This window comes from Gluconacetobacter johannae, assembly GCF_014174305.1.
Lineage (GTDB): Bacteria > Pseudomonadota > Alphaproteobacteria > Acetobacterales > Acetobacteraceae > Gluconacetobacter > Gluconacetobacter johannae.
In genome coordinates this window covers 172,282-193,121 of record NZ_JABEQH010000003.1, presented here as the reverse complement: position 1 = coordinate 193,121, position 20,840 = coordinate 172,282, and the positions used below count along the sequence as shown (strand labels likewise).

Below are 20,840 nucleotides of genomic sequence, written 5' to 3'. Positions count from 1 at the left end.
CGGTCCGGCGGCCGGCAGAACGCCCCGCCCGCAAAAGGCGGGCGGGGCCGGGACTTGTAATCAGACGGAAGCGGCGATGGCCTTGCCCAGCGCATCGAGGCCGGATTTCAGATCACCCTTGATATGCACCCGCAGGGCGCGACGTCCCCGCTCGGCCAGGACGTCGAAATCGCCACGCGCCTGCGCGGCCTTCACCACGCCGAACGTGTATTTCTCGCCCGGGACCGGCAGGTCGGCCACATCATCGGCGGTGATCTGCAGGAACACGCCGCTGTTGGGGCCGCCCTTGTAGGCCTGGCCGGTCGAATGCAGGAAACGAGGGCCGAATTCCGCCGCCGTCGCCACCTTCAGCGCGTCGCGGATGGTCAGGCGGGTCGCCTGGATCCATTCGCGGGTCGCAAGGTCGCGTTCGACATAGGCCAGCAGCCCGACATAATCGCCCGCCTTCACCCGGCCGAAATGGGCCTTCAGGATGTCGGCCAGCGACCCGCCCTTCAACGCCGCCGCATTGGCCGCGTCGGCGAAGAACGAGAAGGCGCCGTCGGTCGCGAACGGCGTTTCCGCCGGCAGCGTGCCCGTTTCGTTATAGGCGGTCGTCAGCTTCTTGGTTTCGATCTTCGAGGCCTCGACGTCCGGCTGGTCGAACGGGTCGATCCCCAGGATCGAACCGGCGACCGCGGTCGCGAATTCCCAATGGAAGAATTCCTGCGCGATCTGCCGCTTGTCCTGCAGGTGGATCGTCACCACCGGCTCGCCCGCCGCGACCAGCGCGCGCACGGCTTCATCCTCCTCCGCGCAGGCATGCGACTCCAGGCGCAGATACGCGAAGACGCGATCCTTGCCGTACAGCGCCGGGGCGCCCAGCGTCTCGTCGTCGATGGGGATCAGCCCCCGGCCGATCTTGCCGGTCGATTCCGCGATCAACTGCTCCAGCCACGCGCCCAGGTCGCGGATCGGGTGCGAGGTCACGAAGGTCACCTTGTCGCGGCCGAACTTCGTCGCCGCCACGCCCAGCACGGTGCCCAGCAGCACGCCCGGGTTCAACGCCGGCGGCACGGACGCGGCCGAGGCCCTGACCCCGTGCAGCGCGGAGTCGAGGAACGCCTTCAACGGAATGCCGGCGGCAGCCGCCGGGACGATGCCGAAATTCGACAGCACCGAATACCGGCCGCCGATCTGCTTCTCGCCGTGGAAGATCTTCCAGAACCCGTCCTTCTTCGCGACATCTTCCATGTGCGAACCGGGATCGGTCACGGCGACGAAATGCCCGCCGACCTTGTCGCCCAGCACCTTCCTGGCCGCATCGTAGAAATAGGCCTTGAGGATGTTCGGCTCCAGCGTGCCGCCCGACTTGGACGAGACGATGAACAGCGTGTTGGCAAGGTCGATCTTCTTCTCGAACGCCTTGACCTGCTGCGGGTCGGTGCTGTCGAGGACATAGAGATGCGGGAAGCCCTCATGCTTGCCGAAGGTCTCGGCCAGCACCTCTGGCCCCAGGCTCGACCCGCCCATGCCCAGCAGCAGGATGTCCTTGAAGCCTTTCTGCTTCACCTCGGCCTGGAAGGCCTCCAGCGCCGGCAGGTCGGCCAGGCGATCATCGACGATGTCCAGCCATTTCAGCCACTTGGCCTCGTCCTTGCCGGTCCAGACGGTCGCATCGCGCGCCCACAGGCGCCGGACGAGGCCGCCCTTGCGCCATGCGTCCAGGCTGGCCTTGACGGCGCTGTCCAGCTCGGCGGGCAGTTCGACCGTCGTCCTGGTCAGCGCGTCGCCCAGCAGCGCGTTCTGCTTGGTGGCGACCGTGCCCAGCAGGTCGTCGAACGCATCGGCGAACGAGGCCACGCCTTCGTTCACCAGCGTCGTCGTCACGCCGTCGAGGTCCAGGCCCAGGCGCTTGGCCTCGGCCATGATGTGGCGCGCGCCCTCGACATCCTCGGTCAGCGAGGCCCGGACCTTGCCGTGGTCGCGGAAGGCGTCGAACGTCGCCGGCGGGATGGTGTTGACGGTCTCGGGGCCGATCAGCTCCTCGACATACAGCACGTCGCTGTAGGCCTTGTCCTTGGTGCCGGTGCTGGCCCACAGCAGGCGCTGGGTCTGCGCGCCGGCGGCGGCGAGCTTCTGCCAGCGCGGGCTTGCCGTCACCTCCAGCCAATGCTGGTAGGCCATCTTGGCGTTCGCGATCGCAACCTTGCCGCGCAGCGCCTTCAGCGCCTCGGCGTCCTTGTCGCCGGCCGCCACGCGGTCGTCGATCTTCTTGTCGATCTTGCCGTCGATGCGGCTGACGAAGAACGAGGCGACGCTGGCGATGCCCGAGACCGGCAGCCCCTTGGCGTGACGGTCCTCGAGCCCCGCGATGTATGCCTCCAGCACCTTCTTGTAGGCCTCGAGCGAGAACAGAAGGGTGACGTTGATGCTCAGCCCTTCGGAAATCGTGGTGCGGACCGCCGGCGCGCCCTCGTCGGTGCCGGGGATCTTGATCATCAGGTTCTTCGCATCGACCGCCTTCCACAGGCGGAGGGCCTCTTCGACCGTGCCGGCGGTGTCGCGGGCGAGATACGGCGAGACCTCGAGGCTGACATAGCCGTCCAGGCCCTTGGTCTGCTCATAGACCGGATAGAGGACGGCGGTCGCGGCCTTGATGTCGTCGATGGCCATCGTCTCGTACAAGGTGCCGGCGGAAACGATCCGGTGGGCCAGGATGTCCTTGTACTGGGGATCGTAATCCGTCCCCTGCCCCATGGCCTTCTGGAAGATGGCCGGGTTGGAGGTCACGCCCTTCAGCCCGTCCTCGTCCACCAGCTTCTTCAGGCTGCCGTTCTCGGTATAGGACCGCTGGATGAAGTCCAGCCAGGGGGACTGGCCGAACGATTCAAGCGCCTTGAGCGGATTGGTGGCGCCCTGAACACCCGTCTTCTGCACGACGTTCATGGTGTTGCTCCTTAGATGTCATGGCGGATTGTCCCCGGCCGGCCGGCCGGACTCCGCCTTTTGGGACTCTGAAACGGGCCGGGGCCGCACACGGCCGAAACCGGCCCGCGCGCGACCCCGGCCAACGGGATCAGCCTGCCTTGCCTGCCTGCTTGCGGGCTTCCGCCAGGACGGCCTCGACCGTGAAGCCGAATTTCTTCATCAGCTGGTCCGCCGGAGCCGAGGCGCCGAACGACTGCATGGCGATGATCGAACCGGTCAGCCCGACATAGCGGTCCCACCCGATGGGCGAGGCCATCTCCACCGCCACGCGGCCGCCGACCTCGGGGGGCAGCACGCTGTCGCGGTAGGATTTCGGCTGCGCCTCGAACAGGTCCCACGACGGCATGGACACCACGCGCGCCTTCACCCCTTCGGCCTTCAGCGTCTCGTAGGCCTTGACCACCAGGTCGACCTCGCTGCCCGTCGCCATCAGGATGACGTCGGGGGTACCGTCGCTGTCCGCCAGCACATAGGCGCCCTTCGCCAGGCCCGAGGCCGGGGCGTAGACCGTGCGGTCCAGCGTGGGCAGGTTCTGGCGGCTGAGGATCAGCACCGACGGGCGGTCGGTCATCGGCAGGATCGTGCGCCAGGCCTCGGCGACCTCGTTCGCATCGCCCGGACGGATCATCGTGACGCCGGGGGTGGAGCGCAACTGCACCAGTTGCTCGATCGGCTGATGGGTCGGTCCGTCCTCGCCCACGCCGATCGAATCATGCGTGAAGATATACAGCACCGGCTGGTTCATCAGCGCCGACAGGCGGATCGGCGGCTTCATGTAGTCGGAGAAGATCAGGAAGCCCGAGCAATAGGCCCGGATACCCGCCAGCGAAATCCCGTTGCAGATCGACCCCATGGCGTGTTCGCGCACGCCGAAATGCAGGTTGCGGCCGCCATAGGTGCCATTCCATTCCGGCGGCTGGTAGGCGCCCGCGCCCTGGAAGGTCAGGTTGGTCTTGGTCGACGGCGACAGATCCGCCGACCCGCCGATCAGCCAGGGGAAGTTCGGCGCGATGGCGTTCAGCACCTCGCCCGAGCTCTGGCGCGAGGCCACGCCCTTGGCGCTGGCCTCGTAGACCGGGATGTCCTTGTCCCAGCCGGCGGGCAGCCGGTTGTGCAGGATCTGGTCCAGTTCGCCCGCCAGTTCCGGATATTCGGTGGCATAGGACGCATACAGCGCCTTCCACGCGGCGCTGGCCGCGGCGCCACGGGCGCCCAGGCCCTTCTGGAAATGCTCCAGCACGCCCTCGGGCACATAGAAGCTCTTGTCCTCGGGCCAGCCATAGGCCCGCTTCGCGCCGCGGATTTCCTCATCGCCCAGCGGTTCGCCGTGCGCCGAGGCGGTGCCGGCCTTCTTCGGCGCGCCCCAGCCGATGACCGAATGGACGATAATCAGGGTCGGACGCGCCGTCTCGGCCTTCGCCACGGCCAGCTTCGTCTGGAAATCGGCCAGGTCGTTGGCGTCCTTGACCTCCAGCACATGCCAGCCATAGCCCTCGAAACGCTTCTGCACGTTCTCGGTGAAGGCGATGTCGGTCGATCCCTCGATCGAGATCCGGTTGCTGTCGTAGATCCAGGTCAGGTTGCCCAGGCGCAGGTGCCCGGCGGTCGAGGCCGCCTCGCTGGCCACGCCCTCCATCATGTCGCCGTCGCCGCAGAACGTGTAGACGTGATAGTCGAACAGCGGGAAACCCGGCTTGTTGAAGCGCGCGGCCAGCCATTTCTCGGCCATCGCCATGCCGACCGAATTGCCGCAGCCCTGTCCCAGCGGGCCGGTCGTCGTCTCGACGCCCGCCGTGTGGTGATATTCCGGATGGCCCGGCGTCCTGGAATCGAGCTGACGGAACTGCGTCAGGTCCTCCAGCGTCAGCGACGGCGCATCGAGCACCTTGCCGTGCTTCACGTCCCGCACGCCCGCCAGGTAGATCAGCGAATAGATCAGCATCGACGCATGGCCGATCGACAGCACGAAACGGTCGCGGTTGGGCCACAGCGGATCGGCCGGATCGTAGTTCAGGACATTCTGCCACAGCGCGTAGGCCGGGGGCGCCATCGCCATCGGCGTGCCCGGATGACCGGATTTCGCCTTCTGGACGCCATCCATCGACAGGGTGCGAATGGTGTTGATGCACAGCAGGTCCTGGTCAGAGGACCCGACCGTCGCGCCGTCCGGGGCTCGAACAAGCTGGGTGAGTATGGAACGCATTAAACCGCTTTCTCCATTATGGTTGCCCTGTCTCGCACATCCGATCCGGGCCGCCGACATCCGGGCAGGCCACGCCCCGCAAGATCCGTGCCCGCACAAGCAGGGGCGCGTCGCCGACATGGGAAGAGGACTGCCCCGGTGCCGGGCCCCCGATCGTCATTTTTTTGTCATCCGGTGGCGACCCTGGCCGCCCGGGCCGAATGCACTTTCGTCGTACACTCTCACGACCTCCCCCCGTGGGCAAGCCACCGGGGGCAAGTCACTGGCGGTTTCAAAACCTCGCCCGCATTAGAGCGCCCCCCGATCGCAGGATTCCAGTCCCCGATCATCACGAGTCCTCGACTGCCCCGCTCTGGCCCCGGCCGGCGCGACGGGACATACTGGGGCCGTCCCCCCGCGCGGAGCACCCGGATGCCGATCATCCCCCTGCCTGTTTCGCCCCCCCTGCCGGTTTCGGACCATTGCGACGGGCGCCGCTTCTTCAATCCGGCCGCGATCCTGCCGCCCGCCACCGCGCCGCGCGCCGCGCGCGCGCTGTCGATCCTGCGCTGGCAATGGGACCGTCGCCGCCGGATCGCCAACTGGCCCGCGCGGCTGGACAACCCGCCCCCCGCCGGCGACCCGCACGCCCATCCCGCCCCCGGTCACGCCCTGGTCACCTTCATCGGCCACAGCACGTTCCTGCTGCGGCTGCCCCGCGCCGACGGATCGACCCTGACGGTGCTGACCGACCCGGTCTTTTCCGAGCGGTGCTCGCCCGTGCGGTGGGCAGGGCCGCGCCGGGTCCGCCCGCCGGGCCGCGCCATCGCCGACCTGCCGCGAATCGACGTGATCCTGGTGTCCCATTGCCATTACGACCATCTGGACCTGCCGAGCCTGACCCGACTCGGCCGCCGCGACACGCCCGTCGTCATCACCCCGCCGGGCAACGCGCGCCATCTGCGAAAGGCGGGCCTCGGCCACGCCGGCCTGGGCGAGATCGTCGAGCTGGACTGGTGGGAGGACATCGCAGTGGGACAGGCGTCGATCACCTGCACGCCCGCGCGGCACGGGTCGGCCCGGACGCCCTTCGACCGCAACCGCGCGCTGTGGGGCGGCTTCACCATCCATGCCGATACCGGGAACCCGCAGGGGGGCGCGCCGCGCGTGTTCTTCGCGGGGGACAGCGGGCACGGGCGGCACTGGCGGCAGATCCGCGACCGGCTGGGCGCGCCGGACCTCGCCCTGTTGCCGGTGGGCGCCTACGACCCCAGGATCCTGATGGAGGCCGTCCACACCACGCCCGAGGAATCGGTGCAGGCGATGCTCGACCTCGACGCCGCGCAGGCGGTGGGCATGCATTTCGGCACCTTCCGGCTGACCGACGAACCGATCGACGAACCGCTGCGCCGCCTGGCCGCCGCCTGCGCCGCCGCGGGGCTGGAAGCGGAGCGGTTCACCAGCCTGAACCATGGGGAATGCCGCGATTTCGCGCCCCTGCCTCCCGCCGCCCGACCTTGACGGTCGCGTCCCCGCCCCTGAGGGTCTAGGATGGATCGTCCGCCCCAATCTTACCGAGGCCCCCGATGCGCGAGACCAGCGTGACCGACATGACCGCCAACGCCCCCTCGCCCGAGGGACAGGACGATACCGCCCCGGCCCCCGTTTTCACGGAAACCGAGATCGCGAGCCTGTTCCTCGACGCCGCGCGCGACGGCCAGACCGACCTGATCGAAAGCTTCCTCGCCGCCGGAATCGACCCCGACCTGCGCGACGCGCGGGGTTATTCCGCCCTGATCCTGGCCGCCTACAACAGCCATGCCGAAACCGTCGCGTGCCTGCTGGCGCACCATGCGACCGTCGACCTGCAGGACGGCAAGGGCTCCACGGCGCTGGCCGGCGTGGCCTTCAAGGGCGACCTGGCCGTCGCGCGCCAGTTGGTCGCGGCCGGGGCGGAGATCGACTCCACGAACCATGTCGGACGTACCCCGCTGATCTTCGCCACGATGTTCAATCGCGCGCCGATGGTCGCGTTCCTGCTGGAACAGGGCGCAAATCCCGACCATCGCGACGGCGAGGGCAACAGCGCGCGGCTGGTGGCCGAGCGCCAGGGCCTGGCGCCGATCACGGCGCTGATGCCCCCGCAACGCCGGGCAGACGGTCCCCACCCCCTGCGTTGACCATGTGCCCGGTTTCCCGCCGGGCACGCCGGCCTGAAAGCCCGCCGGACCATCCGCCCCGCCGGCGCCCGCGCGTCGCGGCGCTGGCCCCTATTGTCCCATCCGCCAACGGAACCTGCCATGAGCCGTTTCTGGAGCCCGATCGTCCACAGCCTGACGCCCTATGTCCCGGGCGAGCAGCCGCAGATGACGAAGCAGATCAAGCTCAACACCAACGAATCCCCCTATGGCCCGCCGCCGGCGGCGCTGGAGGCGATTCGCGCGGCCACCGGCGACAGGCTGCGCCTGTATTCGGACCCGACCGCCGAGCGGCTGCGCGCCGCCATCGCCACCACCCATGGCGTGGCGATGGACGAAATCTTCGTCGGCAACGGATCGGACGAGGTGCTGGCCCACGCTTTCCAGGCGCTGCTGAAGCATGACGAACCACTGCTGACGCCGGATATCACCTACAGCTTCTACCCGGTCTATTGCAGCCTGTACGGGATCACGCACGAACCCGTGCCCCTGAATGCGGCGATGCGGATCGACGTCGAGGACTATCTGCGCCCGTGCGGCGGCATCGTGCTGCCCAACCCGAACGCGCCGACCGGCATCGCGCTGGGGCTGGGCCGGATCGAGACGCTGCTGCGCGCCCATCCCGACCGCGTGGTGGTAATCGACGAGGCGTATGTCGATTTCGGCGCCGACACCGCAATCCCGCTGATCCGGCATTTTCCCAACCTGCTGATCGTCCGCACGCTGTCGAAAGCCCACGCGCTGGCGGGCCTGCGGGTGGGGTATGCGATCGGGCAGGCCCATCTGATCGAGGGGCTGAACCGGGTGAAGGACAGCTTCAATTCCTACCCGCTCGATCTTCTGGCCCAGGTCGGGGCGACCGCCGCGATCGAGGACCGGGAATGGCTTGCACGGACCACGGGAAAAATCATAGAATCACGCATCGGGCTGACATCCAGCCTGAGGGGACTGGGGTTCGAGGTTCTGCCGTCACAGGCGAATTTCGTGTTCGCCCGCCATCCTGATCGTGACGCCGTCCGACTGGCCGCCGCCCTGCGGGAGCGGGCCATCATCGTGCGCCATTTCAGGACGCCCAGGATCGCGGAATGGCTACGCATCACCATCGGCACCGACGAGGAATGCCGGATGGTGACGGATGCGCTGGACGCCATTCTGAAGCAGAACGCGGACTGACTTCCGTTCGTCCGGCGCCCGGCCTGCCCGTTGGGGCGGGCTGTTGGATCATGAAGGTGGTGTACCTTTTTCGATCCCGGTGCGTTCCCGCTACAGTCCAGAAACCCGCTCTTTTTTCACTTCCTACCATGGACCATCATCATGCGCGCATTTCACGGCCAGATGTCCGACAACCAACCCATCCGGCGGTCGCAGGCGGAAAAGCAGAAGCAGTTGCGCGACCTGCGCGAGACCCTGGCGGCGATGAAGTCGCATACCGCCCCCACCCTGCGCGAAAGCGTCCAGAAGCGCATTCGCCAGCTTGAAGCCGAACTGGCCGCGGCCCCCGCGCTGAAAAGCACCGATGCGCCGCGCGGCCAGCGGACGGACGGGCCGCGCCAGGGGCCGGGGTCGCGCCAGGAGTCCGGGTCGCCCCGCCGTCACCGCTCGATCTGATCCCGCGTCCGGGGCGCTGCCGCCCGCCCCGGACGGTCTTCAGGGCACGCGCGGCAGCGTCCTGGCCCGGTTGCGATAGACCTGCTCCTCGTAATCCATTTCCTGCAACAGCAGGGTTTCGGTCTCGTCATTGACGTACTGGGCGGAGCGCAGGTTCCGCAATTCGATCCGCGACGCGCGCAGGTTGGTCAGGCGCAGCGCCAGTTCCAGCCGCATCCGGCGGATCGACCGGATCTGCATCTCGGTCGCCGGCCCGTCGCCGTCCTTCTGCAACTGGGTCAGCCGGTTTTCATATTCCTGCATCAGGCGGGCGATGATCTCGACGCGCATTTCGGCCGCCTCATCGCGCGTGCCGGCACGCGCGGTCAGGGCCGCCTGTTCGTCCCGCATCGCGCGGATGATCGTACGCAGCAGCACCAGGCGCGCCCAGTCGACTTCGCGCCCCCGCGGGTCGCCCTGCCCCCGGTCCAGTCCCGCGACCAGCCACGGCAGCAGCAGGCTGGCCATCAGCAGCGAGACGAGGATGACCCCGGTGGCCAGGGTCACCAGCAGGTCGCGGAACGGAAACCCGGCCCCCGCCTGGGGCAGGGACAACACCGCCGCCAGCGTCACCGCCCCCCGGACGCCGGCGACCGTTCCCACCAGCACGGCCCGCAAGGCCGGCCAGCGCATCGCCCCGTGGGCGCGGCCGCGCAGCGCGTCCAGCACCAGGACGATCCACAACCCGCCGAACCGCAGCACGCACATCGCCAGGTGAATGCCGACGATGACCGGCAGCAGCAGCCATGGCGAGGTCCCCGCCCCGCGCGCCAGCGCGATCCCGTTGCCCGCCAGTTCCGGCAATTGCAGCCCGAGCAGCAGGAAGATGATCGAGTTGAAGATGAAATTCACCATGTTCCACACGGTGCGCGCCTGCAGCCGGGTGGTGATCTGGGTTTCCTGCAGCACGCCGGTCAGCTTGGCCGTCATCCCGCCGGCAACCACGGCCAGGATGCCCGAACACCCCACCGATTCCGCCAGCAGATAGGCCCCGAACGGCAGCAGCAGCATGAAGGTGATCTGCGTCGGCGGATCGTCGTAGCCACGCCGCAGCAGAAACCGGTCCAGCCGCACCGCGACGTAGCAGACCCCTATCCCGATCGCGATCCCGCCCAGCGCCAGCAGGCCGAACGTCAGCAACGCCGCATGCAGCGAGAACGCCCCCGTCACCGCCGCCGCCGCCGCGAACCGGAAGCACACCAGGCCAGAGGCATCGTTCAGCAGGGATTCGCCGTCCAGCACATGCACGATGCGGCGGGGCACCGTGGCGCCCAGCATGCCGCCGACGGCCACCGCGTCGGTCGGCGACAGGACGCCGGCCAGCGCGAAGCACAGGGGCAGGCCCAGCACCGGGACCAGCCAGTGCAGGGCGTAGCCGCACAGGATGGTGGTCGCCAGCACCAGCGGCACGGCCAGCGCGAAGATGATGCCGCGCAACTCCCCGAACTCTCGGGTCGGCATCCGGAACGCATCGCTGAACAGCAGGGGCGGGATGAACAGCAGCATGAACATGTCGGGGTCCAGCGCGACATGCAGGCCCCCGACCGACCCCGCCACCCCCAGCGCGATCTGGATCAGCGGCAACGGAATCGCAAGGGGCAGCAAACGCGAGAACAGGCTGCTGGCCGCCGCGACGGACAGCAGGATCAGACCAACGATAACGTCATGCATGACCGGCCTTCGGTCCTCCCGCGACGGAGCGGACGGATGCTCCGGCCGCCGATCCTGCCCGGCCCGGCGGGATCTGACCAGCGGACCGGTAGCCGACCGGGTGGTGACTTTCCGTCACCAGAGGCGACCGACAAGGCGTCTCCCGCGCCCGACGCGCATCGGCGATACATGGCCGAAAGCGCAGGCCTGCGCCCGCACCCCGAGGACAGACGACATGTCACCCATCACCAATTCCGACCTTCAGACCCGGCGCATGAACGCGGTTCCGCGCGGCGTGGGGTCGGCCACCACCATCCACGCGGCCCGCGCCGAGAATGCCGAGCTGTGGGATGTCGAAGGCCGTCGCTATATCGATTTCGCCGGCGGCATCGCGGTGCTGAATGTCGGCCACCGCCATCCGAAGGTGATGGAGGCCGTCCGCCGGCAACTGGATCTGTTCACCCATACGGCATTCCAGGTCGCGCCGTACGAATCCTACATCGCGCTGGCCGAGCGCCTGAACGCGCTGGCCCCCTTCCCCGGACCGGCCAAGACCATCCTGTTCTCGACCGGCGCCGAGGCGACCGAAAACGCGGTCAAGATCGCCCGGGCCGCGACCGGCCGCAACGGGGTCATCGCCTTCACCGGCGGGTTCCACGGCCGCACGCTGCTGGCGTCGGCCATGACGGGAAAGGTCAATCCGTACAAGACGCCGTTCGGCAGCCTGCCGCCGGACGTGTATCACGTGCCCTTCCCCGCCGGGGACGTGTCGGTGGATGACAGCCTGAAGGCCCTGGGCTTCCTGTTCGCGGCCGACCTCGACCCCAGCCGCGTCGCGGCCATCATCATCGAGCCGGTCCAGGGCGAAGGCGGGTTCCGCGTCGCCCCGACCGGCCTGCTGCGGGCCCTGCGCGACATCTGCGACACCCACGGCATCGTCCTGATCGCCGACGAGGTGCAGACCGGCTTCGCCCGCACCGGCAGCCTGTTCGGCATCGCGCTGTCGGGCGTGGCGCCGGACCTGGTCTGCGTCGCCAAGTCGCTGGGCGGCGGCTTCCCGCTGTCGGGCGTCATCGGCCGGGCCGCGCTGATGGATGCGGTCGGGCCCGGCGGCCTGGGCGGCACCTATGCCGGCGCGCCGATCGCCTGCGCGGCGGCGCTGGCGGTTCTGGACGTGATCGAGGAAGAAGGGCTGGTGGAGCGCGCCAATGCGATCGGCGCGCGCATCCGCGCCCGGCTGGAGGCCCTGCGCGGCCGGACCGACCTGCTGCCCTTCGGCGCGCCGCGCGGGCCGGGTGCCATGATCGGCTTCGACATCCTGGACCATCGCGACGGCACGGCCGTGCGTCACGGCGGGGCGGCGGCCGTCTGCGCCCGCGCGGCGGAACTTGGCCTGATCCTGCTGTCCTGCGGCGTGCATGGCGAGACCATCCGCATCCTGGTGCCGCTGACCGCCCCCGACAGCCAGATCGACGAAGGGCTGGCGATCATCGAGCAGGCGCTGGCGGCCTGACCCGCGCGGGGGCGGCCAACGCCCCCAGACACATCCGCAGCACCTGCTTGACAAGGGCACGATCCTGCGGAAGGCTTCGGTTCACTGGGGTAACGATCTTGCCCCGTGTCCCCCGGCCGGCAGGAGTGCAGGACATCCATGGCCCAGCGGATGAATCTCTGTTTCGATGTCTCCTACATTGCGCTGGACGGGCGCTGGCGGGCGCCCGGCTCATGGGTCGGTCGCCGTTTCCCCGATGTCGGGATGTATGAAGACATCGCCCGCCTTGCCGAAAGAGGCTGCCTGGACCTGATCTTTTCGGGAGACGGCACCGGCGTGCCCAGCACCTGGGAGGATTCGACCGACGACGCCGTGCGCTGGGGGGTATCCTGGCCGCGCCAGGACATGAATCCCCTGATGGTGGCCATGTCGCGCGTGACCCGGCATGTCGGGTTCGGGCTGACCTATTCCTCCACCTTCATGCATCCCTATTATCTGGCGCGCCTGATGAACGCGCTGGACCATGTCAGCGACGGCCGCATGGCGCTCAATCTGGTCACGACGACGCGGCGTGCGGATGCGGCGAATTTCGGGTTCGACGACCTGGCCGAACACAATACCCGCTACGAGCGGATGGAGGAATTCGTCGACGTCTGCCGCGCCCTGTGGGATGGCGTGGAGCCGGACGCCATGATCTGGGACCGCGAGACCGGACAGGTCGGCGACCCCGCGAAGGTCCACGCCATCAATCATCGTGGCCAGTTCTTCCAGGTCAAGGGTCCGCTCAATACACCGCCCTCGCCGCAGGGGCGGCCGATCCTGGTGCAGGCCGGGGGCTCGCCGCGCGGGATCCGCGCGGCCGCCGGCTTCGTCGACGTCGCATTCGGCGAAGACAAGGCCCTGGCCTTGCAGGTGCAGCAGCGCAAGGATTTCGACGCCGCCCTGCGCCACGTCGGGCGCGACCCCGCACGGGTCGGCATTATCTGGCAACAGCCGATGATCGTGGCCGAAACCGAGCAGGAAGCCGTTCGCGAGCGTGAGGGCCTTCTGGGCATGATCCCCAAAGAGGTCGCCGGCGTCTATCTGTCTCACAATTCAGGCTATGATTTCTCGAAGCTTCCCCGGCGGTTCCGCCTTGACGAACTGAATGCCGAAATCGCGGCGACACAGGCGACACCCGTGGGCTTCGTGCACGCGCTGGCCCACAAGCTGGGCGCCGAAACCGAGATCTCGCGCGAGGAATTCTTCGAATATGGCGTTCGCCGCGCCACCAGCTACGACACCACATTCGCCGGCAGCGCGGCGCAGGCCGCCGATTATCTGGAAGAAACGTTCGAGGCCACCGGCAGCCGGGGCGGCTTCATGCTGGGCCACCCCATGGTCATGCCCGGCGACCTTGCCCGCATCGTGGATTTTCTGGTGCCGGAACTTCAGCGACGCGGGCGCTTCCGCAAGGCATATTCCGGCAGGACCCTGCGCGACACGCTGATGGACATCTACGACGAATGATACCGGCGTCGGGCTCTGCCCGAACCCACCCGTTATCCAGGATCGGGGGCCAGAGGCCCTGGACCCCGATCATGAATAACGGATTGGTTTCCAAAGGCGACTGCCTTTGGCGGGTTTCAGGGCAGCGCCCTGAGCCTATGCCGCGACCCGCCCTGCGGCGGCGGGAACCAGGGCCTCGACATGCCGTCTGGTGTTGACCACGCCCTTGGCCAGGATAGTGCCGTTGGCGTCCAGCAGCACCATCGTGGGCAGGCGGCTGACCTGCAGCACCAGGCCGAGTTCGACCCCGGTGACGAACGGCACCCCGGCCAGGCCCATGCGATCGCGCATCATGACCAGTTCGGGCTGCGCGCCGTCGCCGACCAGGACCAGTTCCAGCCCCCGATCGCGCGCGACATCCAGCGCAATGGGCAGGACCCGTTTGCAGACAGGGCAGTCCGGCGCGACGAACAGCAGCATACGCACTGCACCCGGCGCCAGCGCCTCGCCCATCGGAAACGGTTCGCCCGCCAGCGTCCGCATGGTGATGCGCGGAATCGCCTGCCCCGGTTCCAGCCCGGTCTGAGCCGTCTGCATGCCGATCGGGGCGATGCGCTCGTGCAGGACGCCGATCTGGCGCGCCAGCGCGAACACCACCATGACCAGGACCACGACCGCGCCGAACAGCAGGACCTGCGACGCTACAAGAAAACCCATCATGCGGAACGTTCCTCTCCGGCGCCGTCGGACGACAGCAGATGCGACAGGCTCAGGGCCAGGGCCAGCAGGCAGGCGCCGGCGACCAGTGACTGGCCGCGCAGCAGCCACGATCCGGGCAGCCCGATTGCGACCGGCACCAAAGCCAGCGGCACCAGCGCCAGGGTCCGCACCACCGACAGCCACGACAGCCGGGCGCCGGCCAGACCCGGCAGACAGCCGCACGACAGGTTCACCCGTCCGCGCAGCACGTTGATGGCCATGGCGGCCGCGAACAGCCCGAACAGCAGCGCCGCCGCCAGCCCGGCCCAGCGGACGGCGATACCGGTCAGCATCATCGCCCCCAGCACCGTTTCCAGGCCGGCCAGCCCCCAGGCCGCCGGGGCCAGCAGGCCGCCCGGCAGCAGGCGATAGGCCGCCACCGTCCCCAGGAAATCGTCCGGATCGCGCAGCTTCGCGACCCCGGCGGCCAGGTACAGCCCCCCGACCGCGCCGCACGCCAGCGCGGCCACCATCGACGGCAACATCCCCGCACCCGTCATCTCAGCTTCTCTTCCGTTCATCCGGCGATGCCGTGTCATGCCAATCCAAGTTCATGAAGGACCCTTCGTCCGCACACATCAGGCCTCTCCAGCCTGTTTCATCCATGATCGGGGTCCAGGGCCTCAGGTCCTGGTGGGTTCGGGCAACGCCCGATCTGTCCTGCACGCTCTATCATCGCTTTCATCGGTCGGTATCAAGGCGCATCGCGCCCGGCCTCGCGCCCAGCCTGGGCCGTATCATAATCGTGCAGCTCCCGGGCCCGCGGACAGGCCCCGATCACCCCCCGCACCACGCGGTCGCGATAGCCATGCAGGTCGGCCAGTCGCAGCGGATCGGCCCGCAAACGCGCGATTTCCGCCGCCGTATAGGGTGTGGCCCCCGCCGGCACGCTGTCGCGCCCCAGGGTGAAGACCACGAAATTCACCATGTCGGCAAGGTCCTGCGACGACAGGTCGGCAAAGGCCACGTTCGGCAGCCGGACCAGATAATCCCGTCCCTGGGGCGTACAGAGGAAATAGCCGACCTGCCCCGCCAGGTCGGGAACCACACTGCGGCCCGATCGCCCCTGCACCCCATGGCATCCCCCGCATCCCACCAGGTAGTGCCCCTGCACCACCGGGACCACCGGCATCGCCCCGCTGGCCGGAGCCGGCCGGGGCAACGCCGACAGGCCGAGCGCGCACAGCACGCCAAGGACCGGCAGAAGCGGAAAACGCATCGTCGTCACGCGCGCGACCGTGGGCCGGACGTCAGCTCGCCTGCCCGATGATCGCGGCGGTCGAGCAATGATAGGCCGTCGATGCCGTTCCGAAACACCAGATGATGTCGTTGCTGGCCTGGGGCCGGTAGATCGGCATTTCGCGATCGGCGGTGTTGCAGTGGCAGTCCTTCGACGTCGCGCAGATATCGCGGCCGCAGCAATCGCGATAGGCGATGACGTAGGACCGGCCGTCGGCCGGATTGCGGCATGTGCCGATCCACGAGACCGGCGACGGCTCGGTGCCGGGCGGGCAGGTATGCACCCCGCCGCCGCAGCAGCCGCACAGCACGCCGTCGATGGCGCAATGGCGCCAGTAATTGCACTTCGTCGCGTCCCTGGACTGCGCCCGGCGCTCGAAATCGCTCAGGGTCGGAGCGGGGGCCGAGGCCGCGTCCGCGCGCGCCACCGGCAGCAGGGGAAAGGCCGGCGCCAGGGCCATCGCCGCGCTCATGCGGCCCAGCACGCCCCGGCGCGACGACCGCGCGGCCAGCTTGCGCGTGGCCGTCTCGCCCAGCCTGTCGAGGAAAGAAACCGACATCGTCTACACACTCCCGGAGCGGCGGCACGGCATCGTCATGCCGCGCGGGGACGTGCGTCCAGATAGGACTGCACGGAGACGTGGCCGGTTTCCCCCGCCACGACAAGGCTTTCAAGATGTTCGCGATTGTTGACCAGACCCTTGGCCACGATCGTGCCGGCAGCATCCAGCAGCATCGCGAAGGGCAGCTTGTCGATTTCCAGCCACTGGCCGATCTGCGGGTCGTTCACGAAGCCTGCGGGATCCAGGCCGAAACGACGGATCAGGTCCCACTGCATCGCGTCGGTATCGTCGCCCAGGCACAACAGGTCGATGGATTCGCGCTGCGTGAAATCCTGTGCGATGGGCAGGATCTTGCGCGAGATCGGGCAGCCACCCGACACGAACAGCAACAGATGCGGCCGTCCATCCGGCCGTTCGCCACCCAGAACGACCTGCTGCCCGTTCATCGCCAGGGCGGTCCGGGGCGGCAGGCGGACACCAGGCTGCGGGCCGGCCGACGTCATCAGCGCGCCCACCGGCGCCACGCGGGTGTACAGGCGCCGGATGCTGCGAAACAGCACCGCCACGACCAGCGCGATCGCCACGACCAGCATCCAGCTGATGGACTGGGACAGCAGCAGCACGGTCATGCGGCGCGGGCCTGCGGGCGGGCGGGGAAAGTCATCGTCATGTCCCGCGTCACATGTCCGGAACCAGGAACATCGGCCCGGCCTGGGCCTCGATGGTCCTGCGAACGGCGCCGGAGCGCACGTCGATCGTCGCGATTTTTCCGTTCTCGGCGGTGGAATAGAGCAACGGCGCCGCGTCCGGGCTGACCGCGATCCCGCGCGCCGGTTCGGGCAGGTCGATGCGCCGCACCAGCGCGTGGGCGACCGGATCCAGCTCCCACACCTCGGTGCCGGCGGCCTTGTGCGTCCAGTAGGTGCCGACATGCATCAGGACGAACAGATGGCCGCTGGCCCGGTTCCAGGCGAAGGGCTGCGCCCCGCCGGGCCGCCAGGCGAGGTCCTGCACGCCCGTCCCCGCGACCGGCTGCCCCGCCGCCTGCTGGATGGACCACGGCGCACCGATCACCGGGTCCTGCCCCAGGGTCGTCGCATAGACCTTGCCCGAATAGGACACGAACAGCGCCCGGCCGGTGGCGCGATCGACCAGCCCCTGCTCGAAGATCGGATCGTTGTTGGCGTCGAAGAACGGCTTGGTGTGCGTGACCTTCGCCTCCGCGCCGCCGGCATAGCCCACATTGGTCAGCGAACCGTCACCGCACAGGCTGGAGAACCCGCCGGCCTTCCACGGAAAGACCAGCGCGCAGCCGGGAATATCGACTGTGCGGGCCACCGACGCATGGGCAAGATCGACCACCGTCACCGCCGTCGCCGGGCTCATGTCGAAGACATAGCCCCAGCGCCCGTCGGGGCTGACGTCGAAATCCTGCTTCTTGTAGACCGCCAGCGCGCGGGGCGGCAATTCGATCTCGCGCAGCAGCTTCAATGTCCGCGCATCATATTCCTGCAACAGATCCTGCCGCGTGCCGTGATCGCCACGCGACCAGATCGTATCGGCGACATAGAAAACCTTGCGATCGGGCGACAGGACGATATTGCCCAGGCTGCTCGCGGGGACGGTGCCGAGGATGCGCCCGGCGTCCCCGTCATAAATGGTATAGGCCGTGTGCGCCGTCGCCGGCAGGAACCAGTGGGGGGCGACGGGCGGCAGGGTGGCCACGTCGTTCTGTTCCGCCTGCAGGACGGGGGTGTCCGCATGGGCGGTGGCCGCCGACACCATCAGCATGGCGGAAAATGCCGCGCGCCACGCGGTTTTCGTGCTCCAACCCACCATCACCGCCTTCCTGCCCTTATTTTAAACGCGACATGCCCGATCGGGCATGCCCCCTCCGCGCCGATGTGCCCCCCTGTGCCCGGATCATGCGACCAGGGCAAGGCAGGGGGCTCGACGCCTCAGTATTCGGCGCTGATGGTGCCGAAGAACTCGCGGACCGCGCCGCGCTCCAGCGACTGGCGGTCTCCCCCGTCACCCGACTGGCCGCCGACCGGGAAGCCGTTCTCGCCCATCATTGCCAGATATTTCTGGTTGAAAAGGTTATAGACCTCGAAGCTGGCGGTCACGTTCTTCAGCACGCTGAGATTGCCGAACCGATATTTGGCGCCGAGGTTGGCCATCCAGTACGGGCTGATGCTGGTATCGTTCATGTACGAGAAGTAACGCTTCCCATAGTAATTCACATCGAAATGGGCGGACGCGCCCTTATATTCGTATGAAAGACTGGTCTTGTACATCACCTGCGGATAGGCAAGCATCTTCTTGCCCTTGATGTTGCAATCCCCCGAAAGCGGGCAGATGTTGACGTCGTCCGCATAGGTGAAGTGGTTGTAGCTGATCGAGTTGGTCCAGGCCAGGCCACGCGCCAGCCCGTTGAAAGGCGACAGGGTCAGGGACGCATCCATCCCGTACATCGTCGCGTGCTTCGAGTTGACGACCGTGGTGACCGGGGTGTTCAGCGTGCCGCTATTGGCGGAGATCAGACGGTTGTAAACATCCGAGTGATAGGCGTCGATCGAGGCCTGGAGCTTGCGCGACGTGAACCTGTAGCCAACCACGTAGGAAAAATCGCGCTCGTTCGGCAGGCTGTGCTGAAGCCCGCGGAACACATCCTGCGACGACACCGCCCAGGGAGAGACCGCGCCGCCCGTGGGCGCCACCATGAACGGGCGCATGTTCTCGGCGAAGTCGAAATACAGTTCGTGACCGCGCAGGAAATGCCAGTCGATATTGACCGCCGGCAGGAATGCGGCCGCCGAGGTCATCGAACCGTTCGGCAGGCCCGCGACCGAGCCATAGCCCGTGTCGCTGCCGTAGCCGGCATTGACGTTACCGTAATACGCGCCGCCCGAGGTCGTCTGCAGCATGGACCGGAAGCCGTAGGTCACCGCCAGGCTGTCCACCGGACGCCAGGTGTCCATGACATGGAACTGGAAGGCGTTGGTGTTCCAGGTGAACCCGTACCCCTGCTGGAAAGCCGGACCATAGGTGGTGTAGGGACCGACGGTCTTGATCGGGCTGCCCTGGCCGTACACCGGTTCGTTGTACCAGAACAGATCCGCCCGCTGCGAGTTGTTCTCGTACCAGCCGCCGACATTGATGCTGTGATGCCCGATATGCCATGTGAACGCGCTGGTGAAGCCGAAGCGCTGGTAGGACGACTGCCACACTTCCTCGGAAAGCGGCGCGCCGGTCGCGAGTGACTGTGTCCAGGGATCGCCGTACGTCGCGTGCGAATCATTCCCTCCGGCATAGAACACCGTGTTCCAGCGCAGACGATTGGTCAGGGCCAGGTCGGCGTTGATGCCGCCCAGATAATCCTGCGTCGCCTGTCCCGCATCATAATAGGCGGTGCCGGCGCCTTCGCCCGTGTTCTGCCACGAGTCCGGAATGGTCGGGCTGGTGCCCTGCGGCAGGACCAGCGGGGTCCCGCTGCCGACATCGTACGAACCCGGACCATTATAGGCCAGGCCGTTATCGTTCACCCACGCATATTCCGAGGCATTGTAGGCCCCCAGATAGTTCGGCGCCCAGGATTCGGTCCGCCAGCCGGCGTTTTTCAGGATGCCGAGGGATTTGTCCGCATAGCCCCAGACCTCGGCATCGTTCCAGTTGAAGATGGTGGTGATCCGGCTGTCATTGCCGATCGGCTGAACGAGCTTGCCGTTCACCGACTGCATGAAGCCGGGGGTCGCGGCATCGTATTTCCGTTCGTCGGCGCGCGAATAGGCGGCATAGAATTTCGTGCCGGTGCGGTTCAGCGCGCCGCTGTCGACGCGGGCATAGGTGCGTAGCGTGCCGTAGCTGGCGAAGACCTGCGACACCCTGGCGCCCGCCTTGTCCTTCACATCGGAGGTGTGGAACCGCATCGTGCCGCCCAGGCTGGAATTGCCCGGCAGGTCGACACCGCCGGCGCCCTGCGATGTCTCGACGCCCTGGATGTCGTCGGAAATCCAGGCGTTGGCGACATTGATGCCGCTGACGCTGGAATAGGTCTGGTCATTGAGCGGAATGCCGTCGAGCGTCATCCCGATCGAATCCTGGAAGAAGCCGCGCACATACACGCTGGTCCCCCAGGTATCGAGGCCGAGCGGATCGCTGGAGCTGAAGCTGACGCCGGGCAACTGGCCGACCGACTTCAGCACGTTGGTGCCTGCGACTTGCGATTCCAGCATCGCGCGGGTCACGCTGACCTCGCCGCCGTGGGAGACATGATGGCTGGCGACCACGTTGACCGCCTCGTCCGCCGCGGGGGCAAGGCCGGCACGGCGCACGGGCGCGCCGGTCGTCTTCGCGGCTCCCTGCCGGGTGGCGCGGACTGCCGCGGGCCGGTGCTTCGCGGACGCATGCGGCGACGGCGCGGCTGATTCGGGCGCCGTCTGCGCGAAAGCCGGCTCGCCGCCGATCACGCCGATCATGCCGCCCAGCACGGCCGAGCCAAGAAGCCGCGCACGCAGGAGCCGCCTGTTTCGTACCATAACCCGTCCTGATCGCATGTAATGCCTTTCCCCGACGCCGCGTCTCGCGTGCATCCCATTCTGCCCGCTCGACCTGACTGTCGAGCCCGGCGGGTTCCATTTGACAAGACGTTT

Annotated in this window: 16 protein-coding genes; 6 read left to right on the top strand and 10 right to left on the bottom strand. The window is 67.7% G+C overall.

Annotation, left to right across the window (positions count from 1 at the left end; all coding sequences use genetic code 11):
• Positions 1-60: 60 nt before the first annotated feature.
• Complete coding sequence (locus tag HLH21_RS03435; protein WP_182941278.1) at positions 61-2,928, bottom strand: bifunctional transaldolase/phosoglucose isomerase; 2,868 nt, start codon at positions 2,926-2,928, stop codon at positions 61-63.
• A gap of 130 nt (positions 2,929-3,058) precedes the next feature.
• A complete protein-coding gene (gene tkt / locus HLH21_RS03430) occupies positions 3,059-5,173 on the bottom strand; it encodes a transketolase (RefSeq protein ID WP_182941275.1) in 2,115 nt (704 codons plus the stop codon).
• Positions 5,174-5,584: 411 nt separating this feature from the next.
• On the opposite strand from tkt, the gene HLH21_RS03425 reads away from it, so the two are divergent.
• From HLH21_RS03425 to HLH21_RS03410, 4 genes are all read left to right on the top strand, one after another.
• Positions 5,585-6,673: an MBL fold metallo-hydrolase gene (locus HLH21_RS03425; protein ID WP_182941272.1), complete on the top strand. Its 1,089-nt coding sequence runs from the start codon at positions 5,585-5,587 to the stop codon at positions 6,671-6,673.
• A gap of 65 nt (positions 6,674-6,738) precedes the next feature.
• Positions 6,739-7,332, top strand: a complete 594-nt coding sequence (locus tag HLH21_RS03420; protein WP_373319666.1) for an ankyrin repeat domain-containing protein — start codon at positions 6,739-6,741, stop codon at positions 7,330-7,332.
• Positions 7,333-7,452: 120 nt separating this feature from the next.
• A complete protein-coding gene (gene hisC, locus HLH21_RS03415; RefSeq protein ID WP_182941269.1) occupies positions 7,453-8,523 on the top strand; it encodes a histidinol-phosphate transaminase in 1,071 nt (356 codons plus the stop codon).
• Between the two features lie 141 nt (positions 8,524-8,664).
• A complete protein-coding gene (locus HLH21_RS03410; protein ID WP_182941266.1) occupies positions 8,665-8,958 on the top strand; it encodes a hypothetical protein in 294 nt (97 codons plus the stop codon).
• 39 nt (positions 8,959-8,997) lie between these two features.
• Here the strand turns inward: HLH21_RS03410 and HLH21_RS03405 are convergent, their stop codons facing one another.
• Positions 8,998-10,668 (bottom strand): Na+/H+ antiporter, encoded by a 1,671-nt coding sequence (locus tag HLH21_RS03405; protein WP_182941263.1) that lies wholly within the window; start codon positions 10,666-10,668, stop codon positions 8,998-9,000.
• 214 nt (positions 10,669-10,882) lie between these two features.
• Here HLH21_RS03405 and gabT point away from each other — a divergent pair, with 214 nt between their 5' ends.
• Entirely contained in the window at positions 10,883-12,160 is a 1,278-nt protein-coding gene (gene gabT, locus HLH21_RS03400) for a 4-aminobutyrate--2-oxoglutarate transaminase (protein WP_182941260.1), read from the top strand.
• A 138-nt stretch (positions 12,161-12,298) separates the two neighbouring features.
• Positions 12,299-13,648: an NtaA/DmoA family FMN-dependent monooxygenase gene (locus HLH21_RS03395; RefSeq protein WP_182941257.1), complete on the top strand. Its 1,350-nt coding sequence runs from the start codon at positions 12,299-12,301 to the stop codon at positions 13,646-13,648.
• 135 nt (positions 13,649-13,783) lie between these two features.
• Here HLH21_RS03395 and HLH21_RS03390 read toward each other — a convergent pair whose 3' ends face one another.
• The 7 genes from HLH21_RS03390 to HLH21_RS03360 all read right to left on the bottom strand — a co-directional run bounded on the left by HLH21_RS03390 (position 13,784) and on the right by HLH21_RS03360 (position 20,726).
• Positions 13,784-14,347, bottom strand: coding sequence for a thioredoxin-like domain-containing protein (locus HLH21_RS03390; protein ID WP_182941254.1), 564 nt, complete (start codon positions 14,345-14,347; stop codon positions 13,784-13,786).
• Positions 14,344-14,886, bottom strand: a complete 543-nt coding sequence (locus tag HLH21_RS03385; RefSeq protein WP_246379125.1) for a MauE/DoxX family redox-associated membrane protein — start codon at positions 14,884-14,886, stop codon at positions 14,344-14,346. The genes HLH21_RS03390 and HLH21_RS03385 overlap by 4 nt, the downstream gene beginning before the upstream one ends.
• Before the next feature lie 194 nt (positions 14,887-15,080).
• Positions 15,081-15,605 (bottom strand): cytochrome c family protein, encoded by a 525-nt coding sequence (locus HLH21_RS03380; RefSeq protein WP_182941374.1) that lies wholly within the window; start codon positions 15,603-15,605, stop codon positions 15,081-15,083.
• Positions 15,606-15,636: 31 nt separating this feature from the next.
• Entirely contained in the window at positions 15,637-16,185 is a 549-nt protein-coding gene (locus HLH21_RS03375) for a methylamine dehydrogenase light chain (protein ID WP_182941251.1), read from the bottom strand.
• Between the two features lie 35 nt (positions 16,186-16,220).
• Positions 16,221-16,817, bottom strand: a complete 597-nt coding sequence (locus HLH21_RS03370) for a thioredoxin domain-containing protein (RefSeq protein WP_182941248.1) — start codon at positions 16,815-16,817, stop codon at positions 16,221-16,223.
• A 49-nt stretch (positions 16,818-16,866) separates the two neighbouring features.
• Positions 16,867-18,027 (bottom strand): amine dehydrogenase large subunit, encoded by a 1,161-nt coding sequence (locus HLH21_RS03365; RefSeq protein WP_182941245.1) that lies wholly within the window; start codon positions 18,025-18,027, stop codon positions 16,867-16,869.
• 119 nt (positions 18,028-18,146) lie between these two features.
• Complete coding sequence (locus HLH21_RS03360; protein ID WP_246379124.1) at positions 18,147-20,726, bottom strand: TonB-dependent receptor; 2,580 nt, start codon at positions 20,724-20,726, stop codon at positions 18,147-18,149.
• Positions 20,727-20,840: the final 114 nt, after the last annotated feature.